The organism is Pseudomonas sp. H1_G08 (genome assembly GCF_054681355.1).
On the sequence record NZ_CP162822.1, the window covers coordinates 5,168,390 to 5,190,712 of the forward strand.

The 22,323-nt window shown below is 60.5% G+C and carries 13 protein-coding genes; 7 read left to right on the top strand and 6 right to left on the bottom strand.

What is annotated here, in order from left to right:
- Nucleotides 1-29 precede the first annotated feature (29 nt).
- The gene (locus tag AB4N85_RS23515) at nucleotides 30-2,501 is read left to right on the top strand and encodes a leucine-rich repeat domain-containing protein (RefSeq protein WP_252868637.1); all 2,472 of its coding nucleotides are present in this window, start codon (nucleotides 30-32) and stop codon (nucleotides 2,499-2,501) included.
- A 610-nt stretch (nucleotides 2,502-3,111) separates the two neighbouring features.
- Here the strand turns inward: AB4N85_RS23515 and ntrC are convergent.
- The 5 genes from ntrC to glnA form a co-directional block, all read right to left on the bottom strand.
- Nucleotides 3,112-4,548, bottom strand: coding sequence for a nitrogen regulation protein NR(I) (gene ntrC, locus AB4N85_RS23520; RefSeq protein ID WP_016772108.1), 1,437 nt, complete (start codon nucleotides 4,546-4,548; stop codon nucleotides 3,112-3,114).
- On the bottom strand, nucleotides 4,545-5,630 hold the full coding sequence (glnL, locus tag AB4N85_RS23525) for a nitrogen regulation protein NR(II) (RefSeq protein WP_024011230.1): 1,086 nt from the start codon (nucleotides 5,628-5,630) through the stop codon (nucleotides 4,545-4,547). Before glnL ends, ntrC begins: the two co-directional genes overlap by 4 nt.
- Nucleotides 5,631-5,860: 230 nt before the next feature.
- A complete protein-coding gene (locus tag AB4N85_RS23530) occupies nucleotides 5,861-6,484 on the bottom strand; it encodes a DUF4124 domain-containing protein (RefSeq protein ID WP_122747959.1) in 624 nt (207 codons plus the stop codon).
- Nucleotides 6,481-6,993 carry a DUF4124 domain-containing protein gene (locus tag AB4N85_RS23535; protein ID WP_252868638.1) on the bottom strand — a complete coding sequence of 171 codons (513 nt, stop codon included), beginning with the start codon at nucleotides 6,991-6,993 and terminating at the stop codon, nucleotides 6,481-6,483. The genes AB4N85_RS23530 and AB4N85_RS23535 overlap by 4 nt, the downstream gene beginning before the upstream one ends.
- Before the next feature lie 276 nt (nucleotides 6,994-7,269).
- Entirely contained in the window at nucleotides 7,270-8,676 is a 1,407-nt protein-coding gene (gene glnA, locus AB4N85_RS23540) for a type I glutamate--ammonia ligase (protein WP_016772104.1), read from the bottom strand.
- A gap of 327 nt (nucleotides 8,677-9,003) precedes the next feature.
- Between glnA and thiI the strand changes: the two genes are divergently transcribed.
- Together thiI and typA are read left to right on the top strand one after the other, a co-directional pair.
- Nucleotides 9,004-10,458 (top strand): tRNA uracil 4-sulfurtransferase ThiI, encoded by a 1,455-nt coding sequence (thiI, locus tag AB4N85_RS23545; protein ID WP_024011233.1) that lies wholly within the window; start codon nucleotides 9,004-9,006, stop codon nucleotides 10,456-10,458.
- Nucleotides 10,459-10,597: 139 nt separating this feature from the next.
- Nucleotides 10,598-12,418: a translational GTPase TypA gene (typA, locus tag AB4N85_RS23550; RefSeq protein ID WP_016772102.1), complete on the top strand. Its 1,821-nt coding sequence runs from the start codon at nucleotides 10,598-10,600 to the stop codon at nucleotides 12,416-12,418.
- A 213-nt stretch (nucleotides 12,419-12,631) separates the two neighbouring features.
- On the opposite strand, the gene AB4N85_RS23555 is transcribed toward typA, so the two are convergent.
- Complete coding sequence (locus AB4N85_RS23555; protein WP_016772101.1) at nucleotides 12,632-13,069, bottom strand: YkgJ family cysteine cluster protein; 438 nt, start codon at nucleotides 13,067-13,069, stop codon at nucleotides 12,632-12,634.
- A gap of 259 nt (nucleotides 13,070-13,328) precedes the next feature.
- Here AB4N85_RS23555 and AB4N85_RS23560 point away from each other — a divergent pair, with 259 nt between their 5' ends.
- The 4 genes from AB4N85_RS23560 to AB4N85_RS23575 all read left to right on the top strand — a co-directional run bounded on the left by AB4N85_RS23560 (nucleotide 13,329) and on the right by AB4N85_RS23575 (nucleotide 22,321).
- Nucleotides 13,329-15,779: a glycogen/starch/alpha-glucan phosphorylase gene (locus AB4N85_RS23560; protein WP_041477535.1), complete on the top strand. Its 2,451-nt coding sequence runs from the start codon at nucleotides 13,329-13,331 to the stop codon at nucleotides 15,777-15,779.
- Between the two features lie 251 nt (nucleotides 15,780-16,030).
- Nucleotides 16,031-19,612: a DUF2339 domain-containing protein gene (locus AB4N85_RS23565; protein WP_252868639.1), complete on the top strand. Its 3,582-nt coding sequence runs from the start codon at nucleotides 16,031-16,033 to the stop codon at nucleotides 19,610-19,612.
- Nucleotides 19,609-20,973 (top strand): DUF3999 domain-containing protein, encoded by a 1,365-nt coding sequence (locus AB4N85_RS23570; protein ID WP_252868640.1) that lies wholly within the window; start codon nucleotides 19,609-19,611, stop codon nucleotides 20,971-20,973. The genes AB4N85_RS23565 and AB4N85_RS23570 overlap by 4 nt, the downstream gene beginning before the upstream one ends.
- 337 nt (nucleotides 20,974-21,310) lie before the next feature.
- A complete protein-coding gene (locus AB4N85_RS23575) occupies nucleotides 21,311-22,321 on the top strand; it encodes a class 1 fructose-bisphosphatase (protein ID WP_016772098.1) in 1,011 nt (336 codons plus the stop codon).
- The last annotated feature ends 2 nt before the right edge of the window (nucleotides 22,322-22,323 follow it).

Below are 22,323 nucleotides of genomic sequence, written 5' to 3' on the forward strand. Positions count from 1 at the left end.
GCGGGGCGACTTTTCAAGGATGAAAAAACATGTCAGTAAAACCACCTCGCGGGGGCAGCACCCACGTTGATACGGATGTCCACACGTTCCCGAAGCGAAGCTCGGACAAGGATTTCACAGCGGCGGATATGCCCGTCCGCGATGGCACGGTCCCCTGGGCTGGTCTCGATGATCTGATGTCGCTTAGCACCAAACCTGGCGACGACGCAGGCCCGAATACGATCCTATCGGCGCCGGTGGTCGAGGTTCGCCCGGCACCGGAGGTTGCTGCCATCTCTCCTGTGATACACCGGTCGCTGGAGACTTACCGGATAACATCAACCACCGAATTGCCTGACGCTGATGGCGAAGGCTTCAGGCTGTACAAAAATCGCCGTTATGTTGACGTCCCTGGCAGTGGCCTCGTTCTCGTCGCAGCTGATCCGGATACGGGATGGTATCGCGCTCGACATCCCGGCGAGTTGTACCCTTCCGGCCCATGGATGTTGCGCGATAGCGAAAGCGGCATCTGGCATCCGCACAGCGACTTCAGCACCCGCACCAACCCCCTGACCGCCCAAAGCCTGGATGGCTTTCATGCCGGGCTGGATGTCAGTAGCGCACAATCGGGCAGCGATGGCGTGATACGTCACGATGGCAAACTCTATGTGGTCATCCATGAGCAGGCGTATCAGGTGATGCAGGATCTGGATGCCTCCCGCCCGGAATACAGGGTTTGGCGCCTGGTCAAACCCAACGATCCCGTCGCTGCCGACAGCGTGAACATTTACCGCGCCAGCCTGGGCGGTGAAACCCTGGCGATCACCCGCAGCGAGCAGAACACCTGGGTTTGCATCCTCACAGGTTTGCGCGGTGGGATGGATGGCGCTGCTCAAGCACCTGCCAACCCGTTCAACTTTCACCGCCCCTGGCTCACCGGCGCAGGCCCCTCCGGGGGGCAGCCGCCGGTTCTGGTTGCGACCACACGGACACTGGTCAGACGCTATTTTGCTGATGCGACGGATCAACATGCCGATGATTTCATCGCAAGGTATGGGGAAGCGGGTGTGGCAGAAGTCGAACTCAAGCGGCTTGAGCTGGAGTTTCCTCGATTGAACCGTGAGATCACTGCCTGGGAGACGGGTTACAAAGGCCAGGACATTGCCGAACGCAGGCGCCGGCTGGCAATAGGGGCCAACGTGCGTCGGTTGTTCAAATGGCAGGGAGAGCATTCGGAAAAAGTCTACCGCGACGGGCGACTGGTCGGTTTCAAGCTGGAGCTCGACCTGGGAAGTCGGCGCAATCTGGCGCTACCGGGTTGTTCCGTTCCGCTCAGATCCGTCGTATCTCTAGGCCTGGAAGGAAGTCCTTCGAAAAGTCTGGGAAAATTGTTCTCGATGCTTTCCCACATTGAAACCCTCGAAATCCGCAGATTCAATGGCAAGTGTCATGAACTGTTGGCCGAAATCGATAAACTCCCGACGTTGAAAGTCCTGACGATGCAGGAAGCCAGACTATGGCTCCCGTCGGACGGCCTTGAGCATTTCACGCGATTGACCCGTTTGCGGGAGTTGAGCCTGACGCACTGCAGTATCTGGCCGCTTTTTTCAGTGCGTGGCATGAGCGAGTTGCGGGTCTTGCGCGCACGTTCCTGTGGTTTGAGTCGTCCCCCTGTCGGGCTGGATCAATGGCCCGTGGCGTCACGGTTGGAGGTGCTTGACCTGTACCATAATCCCGATTTGACAGAAGCACCTGATGTGACTCGCATGTCCGGATTGCGAGAGTTGAATCTGGCCAATACGTTCATAACCTCGCCGCCGCCCGGGCTTGGTTTGCAGAACGGTCCGTCGCGGCTGGAGATATTGAATTTGTCGGAAAGTCGGCTGGCTGTGGCGCCCTCACTGCGGGGAATGACGGCGTTGCGGGAAGTCGATCTCCACCGAACTCGTATAAGAGAATTCCCGGACGGCGTGACATCCGATATTCCCAGGACACGTTTGAATCTGGCCTATACCGCGATCAGAGCCATTCCCGAAACCATTGAGCTGAGAAAAGGGTTTGACCTGACTGGCAGTCCGATTGCCGACCCCGCTTCTCTTCGACGATTGATAGCTGCACGTCGGCAGACGGGTACCGATCTGTGGCTGGGGAGAATCGAGGCTGATTTGGCGGACAGTCCATGGCTGCACCATGTCCCCCAAACGCAACGCGCTGAAAAGTCTGCCCTGTGGGATTCATTTGTCCTTCAAGTGAACCCCGCAATGATCAAACAACTCAGAAATCTGGTGCGTACGCCGGAATTTCAGGTTGAGCGTCTGCTTTTGCAGCGCCGGTTCTGGTCGTTTATTGAAAGCTTCCAAAAGGCCAGCGTAGGTGAGCAAGAAAGTTTGCTGAACATTGCGTCTACTGAACCCAGCCCGGGGAAAATGCTGGACAGGCTGGAGGAGGAAGTAAGGAGGTTTGACCCGACATGGCAAAACCAGCCCCCACATCATGTGCCCGAGCGCCCCAGGTTCGAATAAGGGCGGGACGCATTGCGGTGTAAAAGCGGGAATCCCTGACCTGCCTGTATCAGGGTTCCCAAAAGCATGGGCTTCGCTTGCAGCGTCAGCCCGGTGTAAAGAGGGAACCCCCGGCCTGCCTGTACCAAGGATCCCAAAACGGTGGGCTCGCTGCTTTGCGCTGTGAGCCCGGTGTAAAGAGGGGAATCCCCGGCCTGCCTGTACCAAGGTCCCCGAAACGGGTGGTGAATCGAATCACCTGAGATAGATATTGCAGGCGGCGTGCCAGGTTTTGATTTGCTGTAACAAAAAATGCTTCGAAAACGCGAAAGCCCCGGAATACGGGGCTTTCGCTTATTTCAAGTCTGGGTTTTTCGGCACTTCGGAACTGGGCGATGAGAATCGGGCTCTGCGCGATCACGGGTCATCGTGCATTGATGCGGTGCACGGTGGCCCTCACCCTGACCCTCTCCCAAGGGAGAGGGGACTGACCGAGTTGCCCGGTCAAGTTACGCCGACCTGAGATACCGAGCCGAACCCAGGCCTCGAAACCACCCGAGATTGCTCCCTTCCCCCGGGAGAGGGCTGGGGTGAGGGGGATCGATCCTGAGTGCACGGCAACCCTTAAGCGTTAACCCTCTTCCCCCTCGTCATCATCCCCACCATCAACCTTCATCCCCAGTTCCTTGATCTTGCGCGTCAGGGTATTGCGCCCCCAACCCAGCAGCACCGCCGCATCACGCCGACGTCCTGCGGTGTGCTTCAAAGCAGTCTCGATCATGATCCGCTCGAACGCCGGCACTGCGCTGTCGAGCAGGCTCGACTGGCCGCGGGCCAAGGCCTGATCCGCCCACTGGCGCAGGGCCTGTTCCCAGTTGGTCACTGGCGCCGAATCCTGCGGCAGGTTGAGCAGTTCCGGCGGCAAATCGCTGATGTGCACTTCACGGCCGGAGGCCATGACGGTGATCCAGCGACAGGTGTTCTCCAGCTGGCGCACGTTACCTGGCCACGGCAGGTTTTTCAGGTATTCCTCGGTCTCGCTTTTCAGCAGCTTCGGCTCGACCGCCAGTTCCTGCGCGGCGCGGCTGAGGAAGTGCCGGGCCAGGGTTGGAATGTCTTCACGACGATCCGACAGGCGCGGGATGTGGATGCGGATCACGTTCAGGCGGTGGAACAAGTCCTCACGGAATTTGCCGGCGTGGACAAGTGTTTCGAGATTCTGGTGGGTCGCGGCGATGATGCGTACATCCACCTTGACCGGTACATGGCCGCCGACGCGGTAGAACTCGCCATCGGCCAGCACGCGCAACAGACGCGTCTGGGTGTCCGCCGGCATGTCGCCGATTTCATCGAGAAACAGCGTGCCGCCGTCCGCCTGTTCAAAACGACCGCGACGCAAATTCGCCGCGCCGGTGAACGCGCCTTTCTCGTGGCCGAACAGCTCGGATTCCATCAGATCCTTGGGGATCGCCGCCATGTTCAGTGCAATGAACGGCGAGGCCGCGCGTGGGCTGTGGCGGTGCAGGGCGTGGGCCACCAGTTCTTTACCGGTACCGGATTCGCCGTTGATCAGCACGGTGATGTTGGAGTGGCTCAGGCGCCCGATGGCGCGAAACACTTCCTGCATCGCCGGCGCTTCGCCGATGATTTCCGGGGTGCGGGTCAGCGCCGGCACCACTTCCAGGCCTTGCTGTTCCTGGGCATGTTGATTGGCGCGTTTGACCAGCGAAACCGCTTCATCGACGTCGAACGGCTTGGGCAGGTACTCGAAAGCACCGCCCTGATAGGAGGCGACAGCGCTGTCCAGATCGGAGTGAGCGGTCATGATGATGACCGGCAGCCGTGGGTGCTGTTCGCGAATCCGCGCCAGCAGATCCAGGCCACTGGCGCCCGGCATGCGGATATCGGAAATGATCACGTCCGGCTGCTGCCGGGCCAGACGACTCATCACGCCATCGGCGCTGTCGAAGCTCTGGGTGGTCATGCCTTCCTGCTGCAAGGCCTTTTCCAGGACCCAACGGATAGAACGGTCGTCATCGACGATCCACACGGTTTCACTACGGCTCATGTCGATGTGGCTCCTTGTTCCAGTGGCAGGAAGATCGAGAAGGTGGTGTGGCCTGGATGGCTCTCACACTCGATCAGGCCCTGGTGCTGACTGATGATGTTCTGGGTAATGGCCAGGCCCAGCCCGGTACCGTCCGGGCGGCCGCTGACCATGGGAAAGAAAATGGTTTCCTGCAGTTCCGCCGGAATGCCGGGACCGTTGTCGATGATCTCGATCTTGGTCACCAGACGATGGCGGATGTGGCCGATGGTGAACTGGCGCATGGCGCGGGTGCGCAGGCTGATGCGGCCCAGGCGCAGCTCGTTCTGGCTGCTGATGGCCTGCATCGCATTGCGCACGATGTTCAGCACCGCCTGAATCATTTGCTCGCGGTCGATCAGGACGTCGGGAATGCTCGGGTCGTAATCACGCACCAGGGTGATGCAGCCCTGGCTTTCGGCTTCGACCAGATGGCAGACGCGTTCGAGCACTTCGTGGACGTTGCACATGGCCAGCGACGGCAGTTTGTTCGAGCCGAGCATGCGATCGACCAGATTGCGCAGGCGGTCGGCCTCTTCGATGATCACATTGGTGTAATCGCGCAGGCTTTCCTCCGGCAGTTCGCGGGCGAGCAATTGCGCTGCGCCCCGGATGCCGCCGAGGGGGTTCTTGATCTCATGGGCGAGGCCGCGCACCAGCATCTTGCTGGTTTCCTGCTTGGACAGCTGCGCCTCTTCCTTGGTGATGCGCAACAGGCGATCACGCGGGTGCACTTCAAGCAAAAGCAAAGTCTCGCCGTTGCTGAGGATTGGCGTGACCGCGTAATCCACGGTCAGCGTCTGGCCGGTGAGGGCGGTGAGCATCGCTTCACGCTTGGTGAACGGGTGCGCCTGCTCCACCGCCTGACGCAGGGAATTGAGCGCCTCGGGGGATTCGGTGAACAGCTCGCTGATGAACTGGCCGTGGCTGCGCTGACCGCTGACGGCCAACAGCATCTCCGCCGCCGGGTTCATGTACTCCAGGCGCAATTCGGCGTCGAGCAGGATGGTCGCCGTGGTCAGGTTGTCGAGCAGCAAACGGTGAATAGCGTCGCTTATGGTCATCTGGACCCCTTTTGGAGCAAGGCGTGCGCGAGAACAAAGCGCTGATGTCGGGAAAATGCAAAAACCAAACCAAGGCTCCGAAAAGAAGCGTTTAACCCCTGAAACAGGCGTTTGACGCGCGTTTGTATGGCACGAAGCCAGCTCAAACGGGAAGTTTCGAACCAAAATGGGTTGGGTTGTGGGCGAGATGCAGTTTAGTGCACCAATAGAGTGCGCGCGGCTGGCGGAGGTTAAAAGAAGCGCAGGAATGGATTTTTCGGCTCTTCAGGTTTGTCCTTGAGCGGACATTCCGGGCGCACGCCATAGTCGTCGGCAACGCAGGGTTTGACCTGACGTTTCTGCGCGAGGGAAATGCGCAGCATGTGGAACGGCTGATTGGCGGTGCGTTCCACGGTACGCCCGGCGGCGTCGAGGATTTCGATCGAAAGGCTGTGGCTGCCGCGATCGATATTGCTCAGCGCAAATACCGGGCTGACGCCGGGCTCGCCAGTGGCCTTGCCATCCAGCAGCAGGCGATAACGATGGCCGCTTTGCAGGCCGGGCTCGCTGGTGACGCTGACGATCAGCTCGCCGGCGCTGCTGCGCAGAGTGGCATCGGGCTCCGGGATCAGAATGCGCAGCATGTCGTAGTGAAAGGGCGCTGGTTCGGCGGATTTTTTCGCTGTGGTGATCGGCGCTGCGGTGTTGGCAGGGACAGCCATGCGATTGCTCGTCGCGATCGGCACTCGCTTGGCGTTGGCGCGTGGCTGGTCGGTATAGACGCGGTTGCCCTGCGCGTCGACATAGGTAAAGACCTCCGCCAAGGTGTACGTCGACATCAGCGCCAGAACGAGTACCAGCCCCGCGCGGATCATGGTCTATGCACCCGTTGCACGGTGAAGACGGCTGGCGGGCTCTGCTGAATGACGGTCTGGCCGTCGATCACCTGCACGGCCAGGCGATGCTCGCCGCGATCGATGTTCACCAACTGCAAAACCGGTACGTTGCTCGGCTGGCCATAGGGCTCGTCGTCCAGCACCAGTCTCAGTTGATGCGGCGATTGCAGGCGCGGTTTGATCAGGACATTGACCGTAAAGGTGCCGTTGTTGGCGCGCAGCGCCTCGTCAGTGGGCAGACCGGCGAGTTCGAGGATTTCATAGGCGTTGCGCGGTGGTTGCGGTTGTTCTGCGGTGGGTGATTGCGGCGCGCTCGGTGCTTGCGGCTCGACCCGATTGAGCGGCGGCAGCTCGACCGGTTGCGCCTGCACGCCGTCCGGCGGCTGATTGCTGTACGCCGTGTTGCCGTTGGCGTCGGTGTACTTGTAGATCTGCCCGGCGGCGGGCAGAGCGATCAGCAGCAGAATGTAGAGAAACGTGCGACCCATGAAATCGACCGGGGTTGGAAGCGATGGGTAGCAGCATAGGACAGGTGCGGCGGTTGGCCCAACTGGCGACACATCCAAAGATCATTCAGACACCATGGATCCCCTGTGGGAGCGAGCCTGCTCGCGAAGGCGTCGCATCAGTCACCATCATCTTCAATGACCCACCGCTTTCGCGAGCAGGCTCGCTCCCACAGGGTAAATGAACTGTGCCGGGCAATAAAAAAGGCCTCCCGAAGGAGGCCTCTTTTGTCACGCCGCTTACGCAGCGCTACCGGATCAGCAGCTGTAGTACAGCTCATATTCCAGTGGGTGCACGAAGGTGCGAACCTTGATTTCTTCTTCCGATTTCAGCGCGATGTAAGCGTCGATGAAGTCATCGGAGAACACGCCGCCCTTGGTCAGGAACGCGCGGCCCTTGTCCAGCTCTTCCAGGGCTTCTTTCAGGCTGCCGCAAACCTGTGGGATCTCTTTCGCCTCTTCAGGCGGCAGGTCGTACAGGTTCTTGTCGGCGGCATCGCCTGGGTGGATCTTGTTCTGGATACCGTCCAGACCGGCCATCAGCAGTGCTGCGAAGGCCAGGTACGGGTTGGCAGCCGGATCCGGGAAGCGTGCTTCGATACGGCGGGCTTTCGGGCTCGACACGTAAGGAATACGGATCGAAGCGGAACGGTTGCGAGCCGAGTAGGCCAGCATTACCGGAGCTTCGAAGCCTGGCACCAGACGCTTGTACGAGTTGGTCGCCGGGTTGGTGAAGCCGTTCAGGGCCTTACCGTGCTTGATGATGCCGCCGATGAAGTACAGAGCGGTATCGGACAGGCCGGCATAGCCTTCACCTGCGAAGGTGTTCTTGCCATCTTTCCAGATCGACATGTGTACGTGCATGCCCGAACCGTTGTCGCCGTACAGTGGCTTCGGCATGAAGGTCGCGGTGCGGCCGTAAGCGTCAGCAACGTTGTGCACAACGTATTTCAGGGTCTGAACTTCGTCAGCTTTCTTCACCAGGGTGTTGAACTTGACGCCGATTTCGTTCTGGCCGGCAGTTGCCACTTCGTGGTGGTGAACTTCAACCGACTGACCCATTTCTTCCAGTGCGTTGCACATGGCGGTACGGATTTCGTGGTCGTGGTCGAACGGTGGAACCGGGAAGTAGCCGCCTTTCACGCCTGGACGGTGACCCTTGTTGCCGCCCTCGATGTCCTGGTCGGACATCCACGAACCTTGCTCGGAGTAGATCTTGAACATCGAGCCGGAGATGTCCGACTTGAATTTCACCGAGTCAAAGATGAAGAACTCAGGCTCCGGACCGGCGAATACGGTGTCACCGATACCGGTGGCTTTCAGGTGCTCTTCGGCGCGCTTGGCGATCGCACGTGGGTCGCGATCGTAGCCCTGCATGCTCGAAGGCTCGATGATGTCGCACACCAGAATCAGGGTTGGGTCTTCGGTGAACGGATCGAGCACGGCAGTTTCGTCGACCGGCATCAGGATCATGTCGGAGGCTTCGATGCCTTTCCAGCCGGAGATGGAGGAACCGTCGAACATCTTGCCGACTTCGAAGAAGTCGTCATCCAGCGCATCGCGAGCCGGCATGGTCACGTGGTGCTGAGTGCCTTTGGTGTCCGTGAAGCGCAGATCAATCCACTTGACGTCATGATCTTTGATGAGTTGAACCGACTTCGACATAGTGTCCTCCGGGTGAATTAGGGCGGGTAGTGGATGCCCTTAATAATGGTGATGCCGGCGCGAATACTCTGCCAAGGCAACCTGCCTCACAAGGGAGCAAATTGCATGCCAGTGCCCCAGCATGGGTTTTTTGCCCCAAATTCACGCTTATTAAGGCGTGCGAGGTACTGAATCGACAAATCCCGCCCCTTAATGTTGCGTTTAAATTCAGAAATGACCTGTTTTGGTGCAAGCAAAACCTTCTGCACATTAACTGGTTAAACCTTGAGCAATTTCCGCTATAATCCGCGCCCCCCTTTTTCGGCTGGCCGTTCGCGCGCTGTTTTCATGAAACTTATCGTAAAAGTCTTCCCCGAGATCACCATCAAAAGCCGACCTGTCCGGACGAAATTCATCCGCCAGTTGGCCAAGAACATCCGCACCGTGCTCCGTGACCTGGACCCGGCCGTGGTGGTGAACGGCGTGTGGGACAATCTCGAGCTGGAAACCCGCGTTACTGACCCCAAAGCCTTGAAAGAGATGGGCGAACGCCTGACCTGCATGCCGGGTATCGCGCATTTTCTGCAGATCGACGAGTACCCGCTGGGCGACTTCGACGACATCACCGAAAAGTGCAAACAGCACTACGGCGATGCACTGGCCGGGAAGATTTTCTCGGTGCGCTGCAAGCGCGCAGGCAAGCATGCCTTCAGCTCGATGGACGTGGAAAAATACGTCGGCAGCAAGCTGCGTCGCGAGTGCGGTGCGGCCGGAATCGACCTTAAAGCACCGCAAATCGAAGTCCGTATCGAAGTTCGCGACAAACGGTTGTTCGTGATTCACAGCCAGCACAACGGCATCGGCGGCTACCCGCTCGGCGCGTTGGAGCAGACGCTGGTATTGATGTCCGGCGGCTTCGATTCGACCGTGGCGGCTTATCAGATCATGCGTCGCGGCCTGATGGCGCACTTCTGCTTCTTCAATCTCGGCGGGCGTGCCCACGAATTGGGCGTGATGGAAGTCGCGCACTTCATCTGGAAGAAGTACGGCAGCTCGCAACGCGTGCTATTTGTCAGTGTGCCGTTCGAGGAAGTGCTGGGCGAAATTCTCGGCAAAGTCGATAACAGTCATATGGGCGTGGTTTTGAAGCGTATGATGTTGCGCGCCTCGTCCGAGATCGCCGAACGCCTGCACATCGATGCACTGGTGACCGGTGAAGCGATCTCCCAGGTGTCGAGCCAGACGCTGCCGAACCTGTCGGTGATCGACTGCGTGACCGACAAACTGGTGCTGCGGCCGCTGATCGTCGCGCACAAGCAGGACATCATCGACACCGCCAACGAGATCGGCACCGCCGATTTCGCCCGGCACATGCCGGAATACTGCGGCGTGATTTCGGTCAACCCCAAGACCGCCGCCAAGCGTGGCCGGGTTGAGCACGAAGAGAAAGAATTCGACATGGCGGTACTCGAGCGCGCGCTCGCCAACGCCAAACTGGTGCCGATCGATCGGGTAATCGACGAGTTGGGCCAGGATTTGCAAATTGAAGAAGTCAGCGAAGCGCTGGCCGGTCAGATCGTCATCGACATCCGCCACCCGGATGCCGCCGAGGATGACCCGCTGGAGCTCGCCGGCATAGAGGTACAGACGATGCCGTTCTATGCAGTGAACGCACGTTTCAAGGAACTGGACCCTACTCGCCAGTACCTGCTGTATTGCGACAAAGGCGTGATGAGTCGCCTGCATGCCCACCATTTGCTCAGTGAGGGGCATGCCAATGTGCGCGTTTATCGACCGAGCTAAGTGCCCGGGGCTGTTTGCCTGTGGCCTGCGTCACCGGCCCCCCGACACCGCCGTCAAGCTGTAACGGCCATGCCGGACACTACTGCTAATCGCTGCCATGACTTGTCAGCAAACCGAATCCTCTGATCGAGATACACAAGTGATCGAAAATCTACGCAACATCGCCATCATTGCCCACGTTGACCACGGTAAAACCACCCTGGTAGACAAACTCCTGCGTCAATCCGGCACCCTGGAGCGCAACGAGCTCAACGACGAGCGCGTGATGGACTCCAACGACCAGGAAAAAGAGCGCGGTATTACCATTCTGGCGAAGAACACCGCCATCAACTGGAACGGCTACCACATCAACATCGTGGACACCCCGGGCCACGCCGACTTCGGCGGCGAAGTTGAACGCGTAATGTCGATGGTCGACTCCGTTCTGCTGCTGGTTGACGCTCAAGACGGCCCTATGCCGCAAACCCGTTTCGTGACCAAGAAGGCTTTCGAAGCCGGCCTGCGTCCAATCGTGGTCATCAACAAGGTTGACCGTCCAGGCGCGCGTCCGGACTGGGTTCTGGACCAGATCTTCGACCTGTTCGACAACCTCGGTGCGACCGAAGAACAACTGGACTTCCAGGTTGTTTACGCTTCGGCCCTGAACGGTATTGCCGGTCTGGACCACACCGCCATGGCGGAAGACATGACTCCGCTGTACCAGGCAGTAGTCGACCACGTTCCGCCTCCGGCCGTTGACCGTGACGGCCCGTTCCAGATGCAGATCTCCGCTCTGGACTACAACAGCTTCCTGGGTGTTATCGGTGTTGGCCGTATCGCTCGTGGTCGCGTCAAGCCGAACACCCCGGTTGTCGCTATCAGCGCTGACGGCAAGCGTCGCAACGGTCGTATCCTGAAGCTGATGGGTCACCACGGTCTGCACCGCATCGACGTTGACGAAGCAGCAGCTGGCGACATCGTCTGCATCAGCGGCTTCGACGAGCTGTTCATCTCGGACACTCTGTGCGATATCAACACCGTCGAGGCGATGAAGCCGCTGACCGTTGACGAGCCAACCGTTTCCATGACCTTCCAGGTAAACGACTCGCCATTCTGCGGTAAAGAAGGCAAGTTCGTGACCTCCCGTAACATCAAGGATCGTCTGGACAAAGAGCTGCTGTACAACGTTGCACTGCGCGTTGAAGAAGGCGACTCGGCTGACAAGTTCAAGGTTTCCGGCCGTGGTGAGCTGCACCTCTCGGTACTGATCGAAACCATGCGTCGCGAAGGCTTCGAGCTGGCCCTGGGCCGTCCTGAAGTGATCATCCGTGAAGTCGACGGCGTGAAGCAGGAACCGTTCGAAAACGTCACCATCGACATCCCTGAAGAATCCCAGGGCAAGGTCATGGAAGAGATGGGTCTGCGTAAGGGCGACCTGAGCAACATGGTGCCGGATGGCAAGGGCCGTGTTCGTCTGGAATACAACATCCCTGCTCGCGGTCTGATCGGTTTCCGTAACCAGTTCCTGACCCTGACCAACGGTGCTGGCATCCTGACCTCGATCTTCGACCGTTACGCTCCAGTGAAGTCGGGCCACATGTCCGGCCGTCAGAACGGCGTTCTGGTTTCGGTTGAAACCGGCAAGGCTCTGACCTACTCGCTGGAAACCCTGCAGGCTCGTGGCAAGCTGTTCGTAGAACACGGCCAGGAGATCTACAACGGTCAGATCGTTGGTCAGAACAGCCGCGACAACGACCTGGGTGTGAACCCAACCAAAGGCAAGAAGCTCGACAACATGCGTGCTTCGGGTAAAGACGAAACCATCGCTCTGGTCCCACCTGTTCGCTTCACCCTGGAACAGGCTCTGGAATACATCCAGGAAGACGAGCTGTGCGAAGTCACGCCTAAGTCGATCCGTCTTCGCAAGAAGATCCTCGACGAAAGCGAGCGTACCCGCGCTGCCAAGAAAGCCAAGGCGTAATTCAGCCCTGGAATAAAAAACGCCCCCGGTCGCGAGACCGGGGGCGTTTTTGTTTGTCTGGCGTTTAGCGATATTTGTGCTGGCCCCATCGCTGGCAAGCCAGCTCCCACAGGGTTTTGGGTCGTATATAAAATATGTGTTCGACCACAATCATTGTGGGAGCTGGCTTGCCAGCGATGGCGGCCGGTCAGCCGCTGAAAATCTCAAGGCCGATCAAAATTTGTCGATGGCCCGGAAATTCTGCACCCGCTCGACTTCTTTCGGCTTATAAGCGCAATACCCCGGCCGCGGCCCGATCTTCGGGTGGTTGCGGCAGGTGTCCGGGCGCTTGTCATAAATGGTGCACAGGCGGGTTTTACGATCCAGGTAATAGCAGTCGTTGTTGCTCATGCGCTGCAGGGTGAAGATCCCCGACTTCTGATTGAAGCGCTCGACCAGACCTTCCTTTTGCAGACGCTTGGCGATGTTCTTTGGCGGATCGCCCAGTTCGAACTCGTCGACCACACCGATGCGCACCAGATCCTTGATCTTCACTTCGACCGGCAGCGTGCAGCAGCTGGACATGCACGAGCCGCACATCGGCGCCGAGTATTTGGCCCACGTATCGAGACGATCAATCTCGGCGGCGGCGATCAGGTTGGGCTTCATCATCGGGAGTTACCAGGCGTGTATGCATCAGGGCGCGCGATCATACCGGGAGCGGTGGAATTTTGAACAACCTTTCGCCGGATATTTTCGCAACGACTGCAATTTGCCCGACAGGACGGCACGGCCCCTGCATTCATTGGCTCATCCGCCAGGGTTATGTCGGACTGGTGCACAGTCCGCGCAAATACTGCCGAACCAGAGCCGTTACCGCCGGTCAGACCGTCTAGGCTCAGAAAATTCCCGCTCGCTCGAGGTCCTGTTGATGACTCAAGAACCACTAGTTCGCGAAGCAGAGGTGGCCGCGTTCCGCGACGCCGTCCTGACCAAACTCACCTACGCCGTGGGCAAAGACCCCGATCATGCCTTCGACCATGACTGGTTCGAAGCCATCGCCCTGGCTGCGCGTGATCACATGGTCGAACACTGGATGGACCACACCCGACAGATCTACCGCAAAGGCCAGAAGCGGGTTTATTACCTCTCGCTGGAATTTCTCATCGGCCGTTTGCTCTACGACAGCCTGAGCAACCTCGGCCTGCTCGACGTCGCCCGTGAAGCGTTGACCGAACTGGGCGTCGATCTGGAGCGCATTCGTCTGCTGGAGCCCGACGCGGCGCTCGGTAACGGCGGCCTCGGTCGGCTCGCGGCGTGTTTCATGGAAAGCATGTCCACCCTCGGCATCGCCGGCCATGGCTATGGCATTCGTTATGAGCATGGCTTGTTCCGTCAGGCGATCGTCGATGGCTGGCAACAGGAACAGACCGAGCACTGGCTGGATTTCGGCAACCCGTGGGAATTCGAACGGCCGGAAGTGGCCTACCCGATCGGCTTCGGCGGCAGCGTCGAAACCGTCACCGATGCCTCCGGCAAGACTCGTCAGGTCTGGTCGCCGGCGGAAACCGTGCGCGCAATTGCTTATGACACGCCGGTGGTCGGCTGGCGCGGGGCGAGCGTCAACACTCTGCGCCTGTGGCGTGCCCGCGCCATGGAAGACCTGCACCTGGAACGCTTCAACGCAGGTGACCACCTGGGCGCCGTGGCGGAAGTGGCCCGCGCCGAGAGTATCTCCCGCGTCCTTTATCCGGCCGACAGCACCGAAGCCGGGCAAGAACTGCGCCTGCGTCAGGAATACTTCTTCGTCGCCGCTTCGTTGCAGGATCTGCTGCGCCGTCACCGCAACATGCACACCTCGGTGCTGACCCTCGGTGATCACGCGGCGATCCAGCTCAACGACACTCACCCCTCGATTGCAGTGGCCGAGCTGATGCGCCAACTGGTCGACGTCTACGACGTCGCGTGGGACGCAGCATGGCAAGTCACCGTCGACACGCTGTCGTACACCAACCACACGCTGCTGCCGGAAGCACTGGAAACCTGGCCGGTCGGGCTGATGGAACGCATGCTGCCACGGCACATGCAGATCATTTACCTGATCAACGCACAGCACATCGATTCGTTGCGGGCCAAGGGCATTCATGACTTCGACGTGTTGCGTGCGGTGTCGCTGATCGAAGAAGACAACGGCCGCCGGGTGCGCATGGGCAACCTCGCGTTCCTCGGTTCGCATAGCGTCAACGGCGTGTCCGGTCTGCATACGCAGTTGATGCGCAAAACCGTATTCGCCGAACTGCACAAGCTCTATCCGGAGCGGATCAACAACAAAACCAACGGCATCACCTTCCGCCGCTGGCTGTATCAGGCCAACCCGGAACTGACCTCGATGCTGATCGACGCTCTCGGCCCGGATGTGCTCGACCATCCCGAAGAGCGCCTGCTCGAACTTGAACCGTTCGCCGAGAAAACCGCGTTCCGCAAAGCCTTCGCCGAGCAGCGTTTGCACAGCAAGAAGGCGCTGGCCTATCTGATTCACGAGCGCCTCGGGATCGCGGTCAACCCGGCGGCGATGTTCGACGTGCAGGTCAAACGTATTCACGAATACAAGCGTCAGTTGCTCAACCTGATGCACACCGTGGCGTTGTATCAGGCGATTCGTGCCGAGCCGGAAGTCGACTGGGTGCCGCGCGTGAAGATCTTCGCCGGTAAAGCGGCGGCGAGTTATCACCAGGCCAAGCTGATCATCAAACTGACCAATGACATTGCTCGGGTGGTGAACAACGATCCGACCGTGCGTGGCCTGCTGAAAGTGGTGTTCCTGCCCAACTACAACGTCAGCCTGGCCGAAAGCATCATCCCGGCGGCGGACTTGTCCGAGCAGATTTCCACCGCCGGTTTCGAGGCGTCGGGCACCAGTAACATGAAGTTCGGCCTCAACGGCGCGCTGACCATCGGCACCCTCGACGGTGCCAACGTGGAAATGTGCGAGCGCATCGGTGCCGAGCACATGTTCATCTTCGGCCTCAGTGCGCAACAGGTTGAGGCGCGCAAGCAGAACCACGAGTTCAGCGCCGTACCCGACATCGCCGCCTCCCATCGTTTGAACGATGTGCTGCAAGCGATTCGCAGCGGTGTGTTCTCGCCGGACGATACCTCGCGTTATACCGGGCTGATCGACTCGTTGATCGACTATGACCGCTTCCTGGTCTGCGCCGACTTCGACTCCTACTGGGAAGCGCAGAAGCGCGTCGATGCGCACTGGCACGACTCGCAGAACTGGTGGCGTTCGGCGGTGCTCAACACCTCGCGGATGGGCTGGTTCTCTTCCGACCGGACGATTCGCGAGTACGCCACGGATATCTGGAAAGCGCTGGAGTAACTTTCCCCGACAAATCTGCGCAAGGCCCAACGTTTGTTGGGCCGGATCGATATACTGAGCGCCGGTTAAAAGGCATCAATCACCGCCGTACCCTGTGGCAGCGAGCCTGCTCGCGAAGCGATCGTCGACTTAAACAGAAATGTTGGCTGACAATCCGCCTTCGCGAGCAGGCTCGCTCCCACACGGTTTGTGCCTAGACTGAAGACATCGCCGGACTCGCCCCGCCCCGGGGCTGCTTAGGGATATCGACCATGCAATGGATGTTCATGTTGATCGGGCTGGTGCTCGGTGGACTGCTCGACGAGTCATTCAGTGGTGCGCTGTTGGGTGCGCTGCTGGGGCTGGTCATCGGCCAGATGCTGCGCATCGCGCGCCTTGGCTCGCAGGCGGCGGAGCAACAGCGTCAACTCGAGCAGGTGCGCGAAGCCTTGCAAGGCGTGGCTCAGCGGCTGTTTGTGCTGGAAGGTTCGCCCTCGCATGCGCCCGCGCCGCCACCTGAAGCCGAGCCAGTCGCCGCACCCGTCGACGTGGCTGAGCAGGCTGCCCCGACCCCTGAGCTGATCTGGGAACTGCCCCCCGAACTCGAACCGGTCTCCGCCGTCGCCCGCGAAACCACCCAGCCGCTGCCGGCCGATGCCTGGCGCGCCGAACCGGCTCCCGTTGCACCACCGCAAAAAACCGCCGAACCCCGTGGCCCGAACCTGATCGAACGCGGCATCAGCGCTGCGCGCAACTGGCTGTTTGGCGGCAACACCGTGCTGCGCGTCGGTGTGGTGCTGCTGTTTTTCGGTCTGGCGTTTTTACTGCGTTACGCCACCGAAGGCATGGTGGTGCCGATCGAGTTGCGTTACGCCGGTGTTGCGGCAGCGGCGTTCGCCTTGCTTGCGCTGGGCTGGTGGCTGCGCCGACGCAATAGCAACTATGCGTTGATGCTGCAAGGCACCGGGATCGCGGTGTTGTACCTGACGGTGTTTGCGGCGATGCGTCTGCATCCGTTGCTTGATCCGTCCGCTGCACTCGGTTTGCTGGTCGCGGTGACGGTGTTCTCGGCCATTCTGGCGATCACTCAGGATGCACTGGGGTTGGCCGCAGCGGCAGCGTTGGGCGGTTTCGCCGCGCCGATTTTGACTTCTACCGGCGAAGGCAATCACGTCGCACTGTTCAGTTATTTCGCCTTGCTCAACGCCGGCATTCTCTCCATCGCCTGGTTCAAGGCCTGGCGCCTGCTCAACCTGATCGGTTTTGTCGGGACCTTCGGTATCGGTTTCGCCTGGGGTCTGCGTTCCTACACCCCGGAACTGCTGTGGAGCACCGAGCCGTTTCTGATTGTGTTTTTCCTTATGTACCTCGCCATCGGCCTGCTGTTCGCCCGGCGCAAATTGCGCGAGATGGCGGATGCCCCGCCGGACGCTGACCGCGAGGCGTTGCTGCAATGGTCGGCCCGCAAGGGCGATTACGTCGACGGCACCATGCTGTTCGGCCCGCCGATCATTGGCTTCGGTCTGCAGTTTGCGCTGGTGCAGCATCTCGAATTCGCGGCGGCGTTCAGTGCTCTGGCGCTGGGCATGATCTATATGGCACTGGCCAAAGTTTTGATGGGCGGGCGGGCGATGCTGCTGGGCGAAACCTGCCTGGCGCTGGGGGTGATTTTTGCCAGCCTGGCGATTCCGCTGGGGCTCGATGCGCGCTGGACGTCTGCGGCGTGGGCCGTGGAAGGCGCGGGGATTTTCTGGCTCGGCTTGCGTCAGCATCGACCGTTTGCCCGGGCCTTTGCCTTACTGCTGCAACTGGGTTCGGCACTGGCGTTTCTCAGCCAGCTGCAACTCGGCGAGAGCAGCCTGCTCGACGGCGCACCGCTGGGCGCGCTGATGCTTGGCGCCGCGCTGCTGTTCAGTTTCTTCCAACTGCGCAAGGCTACGCCCGAGCAAACATTGCCGTGGGAAAGGCAAGGACTGCCAGTGCTGGCGTGTCTGGGCCTGACGTTCCTGTATCTGCTGGCACCGTTGTTCCTGTTCATCCAGGGCACGGCGATCAGTTGGGCCTTGGCCGGGTTGGCGACTTTGTTCGTGGGGCTGCGGATTCAATCACGCACATTCCTGTTTACCGCGTTTGCCGTGCAGTTGCTGGGCGGCGCGTTGTTCCTGCTGCGCCTGCAAACTGCCGGTGAAGATTCGGCGGCGGTGTTCAGCGCTGGCTGGAGCGGTTTGCTCAGTGCGTCCTTGATCGGACTGGCCTTGATTGGCGGCATGCTGCTCGCGGCTCGCGATGAGATGGTGCGCGCTGATGCGCGTCTGCTGCGCGGCTTGTCGGTGGTGTTGCTGGCGGGGTTGGTGCTGATCAATCTGGCGGTGCTGTTCGTGCTGCCGTGGCAAACCGCGAGCGCGGTGTGGGCGGCCAGCGGTTTGCTGATCATCTGGCTGAGCCTGTACCTGCAACAGCGTCTGAGTTTCGTTTTCGGCCTGCTGTTGCAGGTGATCGGCGGCGCAGCGTTTCTGCTCGCCGGCCCCGAATGGCTCGGGTCGCTGTCTAGCGAAGAGTTGAAACCGTTGGCCCATGGCGGCTTCTGGACGCCACAGGTGCTGGGGCTGGCCGCGCTGATCGGCGCGTGGCGCTTGCAATTGGGCAACCATGCCACGGCTTTTGATGCCTTGAGTTTGCAGCGCTTGTCGCAAGTGCTGCTGGTCTGGGGCGCCGGTTGGTGGACGCTGGCGTGGGTCAGCGAGATCCTGCGATTCGCTTCGCCGAACCTGCAAGGCACATTGTTGCTGCTGGTCGCTGCGATCAGTGTTGCGCTGTGGACGCTGTTGTCGCTGCGTCTGAAATGGCCGGCGCTGGGGTTGCTCTGCACCTTACTGATTCCGGCGGCGGCGCTGGTTTTGCTCGGCGCTTGGCATTCGCGCTACCACCCGGCCGCCGACTTCGGCTGGCTGGCGTGGCCGGCGCTGTTCGCGGTGCACTTCTTCAGCCTGTGCCGCTTGGCTTCGCTGTTGCCGGCGCGCGCATTGAGCGCGGCCCATGTGTTCGGTTGCTGGCTGTTGATTGGGGTGCTGGCGCTGGAGTTGCGTTACGGCCTGCTGTTGTTGGCCGAGCAGTACAACGCGTGGCGGTGGCTGGGCTGGGCGATTCTGCCGAGCCTCTATCTGTTGCTGATGGCTGCTCCCCGTTCGTGGCCGTGGCCGGTGGCCGCATTTGCCCGCGAGTACCGCTTGTACGCAGCGGCACCGCTGGCGGTGCTGATGCTGGCGTGGTTCTGGCTGGCCAATGGCGTCAGCGATGGCAATGCCGAACCATTGCCTTACGTGCCGCTGCTCAACCCATTGGAGCTGGGTCTGCTGTTTGCGCTGTTCGGCGTTTATGCCTGGTCGCGCAGCGCCGTCGCGCAGCTGTCGATCCGTCAGGATCATGCCGACAAGGCTACGCAACTGATCGCCGGTGTGTCGCTGTTTGCCTTCTGCACCGCACTGGTCACCCGCGCCGCGCATCACTGGGCCGGCATCCCGTTCGAGCTTGATCAACTGCTCGCGTCGATGCTGGTGCAGGCCGGCCTGTCGATCGTCTGGACGTTGATGGCGCTGGGGCTGATGATCGGCGGCCATCTGCGCCATCGCCGCGAAGTCTGGCTGATCGGCGCGGCGCTGATCGCGCTGGTGGTGGCCAAGCTGATTTTTGTCGAACTGAGCAACCGTGGCGGCCTCGCCCGGATCGTCTCGTTTATCGGCGTTGGCATGTTGCTGCTGGTGGTCGGCTACTTTGCGCCGCTGCCACCCAAACGCGTCGAGGCTGAACCGGCGGCGGACAAACCCGCGCCGGAAACCGAAGGAGTTGCATCTTGAGTCGCATGCTGAATCTGGGTTGGTTGGCGCTGGGCGTGGTGATGGTCGCTGGCGCTCAGGAAAAACCGGCGGACTTCGCCACGCAGTTGCCGTTGACGGTGAGCGGCAATGGCCCGTGGTATCGCCTCGACCTGCCGCTGAGCGCGCAATTGCAGGCGCGCCAGACCGATCTCAGCGACCTGCGTGTGTTCAACGCCGCCGGCGAAGCGCAGGCCTACGCCTTGGCTCGCGAATCGGCGCAGACCCGCGACGACGGCAAGCTGCACGAGGTCAAATGGTTCCCGCTGTACAACGCCGCCGACGCCAGCGAGCGCGCGCCGAATGTGCGCGTGCAGTCGACCACCAACGGCACCCTGGTCGAAGTGCAACCGTCCTCGCAACTGGAGGCGGGCGAAGAAGTGCTGCGCGGCTGGCTGCTCGATGCCAGTGCGATCAAGGCACCGTTGCAGCAGTTGATCCTCGACTGGACCAGCGAGCGCGACGGTTTCCAGCGTTTCAGCATCGAGGCCAGCGACGATCTGCAGCACTGGCAGTCATGGGGCGAGGGCCAGGTGGCACGGCTGACCTTTTCCGATGAGCGCATCGAACAGCACGAAGTGACCCTGCCGGGGCAGACCGCGCGCTATGTGCGCCTGCTGTGGGAGTCGCCGGGTTCGGCGCCCGTCCTGACTTCGGCGCAATTGAAAAGCAGCGACCCGCGCAACCTGCCGCTGCCTTTGGTCTGGTCGCCCAGCGTGGCCGGCAGCAGCACCAAGTCCGGGGAATACATCTGGCAGTTGCCGATGGGGCTGAATGTCGAGCGGGTGCAGATCGAGCTGAAACAGCCGAACAGTCTGGCGCCGGTCACGTTGGCCGGCCGGCGCGAGAGCAACTTGCCGTGGCAGCCACTGAGCAGCGGTTTGCTGTATCGCCTGAGCCAGAACAATCAGGACGTGGTCCAGAACGAAATCCCGCTGTCCGGGCAGACCGTGCAGCAACTCAAGCTGACCGTGGATGAGCGCGGCGGCGGTCTGGGTGAGCAGGCGCCGGACCTGAAATACGCGGTGCGCGCCACGCAGGTGATCTTCCTCGCCCGGGGCGAAGGGCCGTACAGCCTGGCCTTGGGCAATGCCACGGTGAAAACGGCGAACCTGCCGCTGGCAACGTTGATTCCGGATTTCAAGCCAGAAAAGCTGGCGAGCCTGGGCAAGGCGACGGTGCAGGACGAAGCGAAGGCCACGCAAACTTCGGCGGCGACGACGGCTGCGGTGGCCGGGACTAATTGGAAGAAGTTCGGCTTGTGGGCAGTGTTGCTGCTCAGTGTGGTGTTTCTCGGGGCGATGGCGTTCAGCCTGTTGCGCAAACCGCCAGCCAATACCTGAGCATGGCCGGCGCTGCGCGCCAATCGCTGGCAAGCCAGCTCCCACAGTGACTCGGTCGTTCACATATTTTGTGTACACCACACATCCTGTGGGAGCTGGCTTGCCAGCGATGGCGGCCGGTCAAACAACAAAATCATCAAACTGCCGCTATCACTCAATCACCACCCGCCCCATTTCCAACTACGCTCAAGCCGACACCTGAACTCTCCACCAACAATCACGTCTCATACAGGCAAATACACCCAGGCGCACGTTAGCCGGCGTCTTCGCTCGCTAGGTTTTCAGACTCCCTGTAAACTGCGCGGGTTTTCCGCCCCCCATTCCACCGGAGCCGTCCATGTCCCGCGTTACCTTGAGTCGCTATTTGATTGAGCAGACCCGCAGCAACAACACTCCTGCCGATCTGCGCTTTTTGATCGAAGTGGTAGCGCGTGCCTGCAAGGAGATCAGCCACGCCGTGTCCAAAGGCGCCCTGGGTGGTGTTCTGGGCAGCATGGGCACCGAGAACGTGCAAGGCGAAGTGCAGAAGAAGCTCGACGTGATCTCTAACGAGATCCTGCTCGAAGCCAACGAATGGGGCGGTCACCTGGCCGGCATGGCGTCCGAAGAAATGGACAACGCCTACCAGATCCCGGGCAAATACCCGAAAGGCGCATACCTGCTGGTCTTCGACCCACTGGACGGCTCGTCGAACATCGACATCAACGCCCCGGTCGGCACGATCTTCTCGGTATTGCGTTGCCCGAACGAATACCTGAGCCAGAACGAGCCGCTGAACGAAAAAGCCTTCCTGCAGCCAGGCACCCAGCAAGTGGCCGCCGGTTACGCCATCTACGGCCCGCAGACCATGCTGGTGCTGACCCTGGGCGACGGCGTCAAAGGCTTCACCCTGGACCGCGAAATGGGCAGCTTCGTACTGACTCACGAAGACATCACCATCCCGGAAACCACCCAGGAATTCGCCATCAACATGTCCAACCAGCGCCACTGGGAAGCCCCGGTACAGCGCTATGTCGGCGAGCTGCTGGCCGGTGAAGAAGGTCCGTTGAAGAAGAATTACAACATGCGCTGGGTCGCGGCAATGGTCGCTGACGTCCACCGCATCCTGACCCGCGGCGGTCTGTTCATGTACCCGCGCGACAGCCGCGAGCCGTCGAAACCGGGCAAGCTGCGCCTGATGTATGAAGCCAACCCGATGTCGTTCCTTGTCGAACAAGCCGGCGGCGCGTCCACCGACGGTCACCAGCGCATTCTCGACATCCAGCCGGAAGGCCTGCACCAGCGCGTTGCAGTGTTCCTCGGTTCGAAAGAAGAAGTCGCCCGCGCCACGGCCTACCACAAGGAATAAAC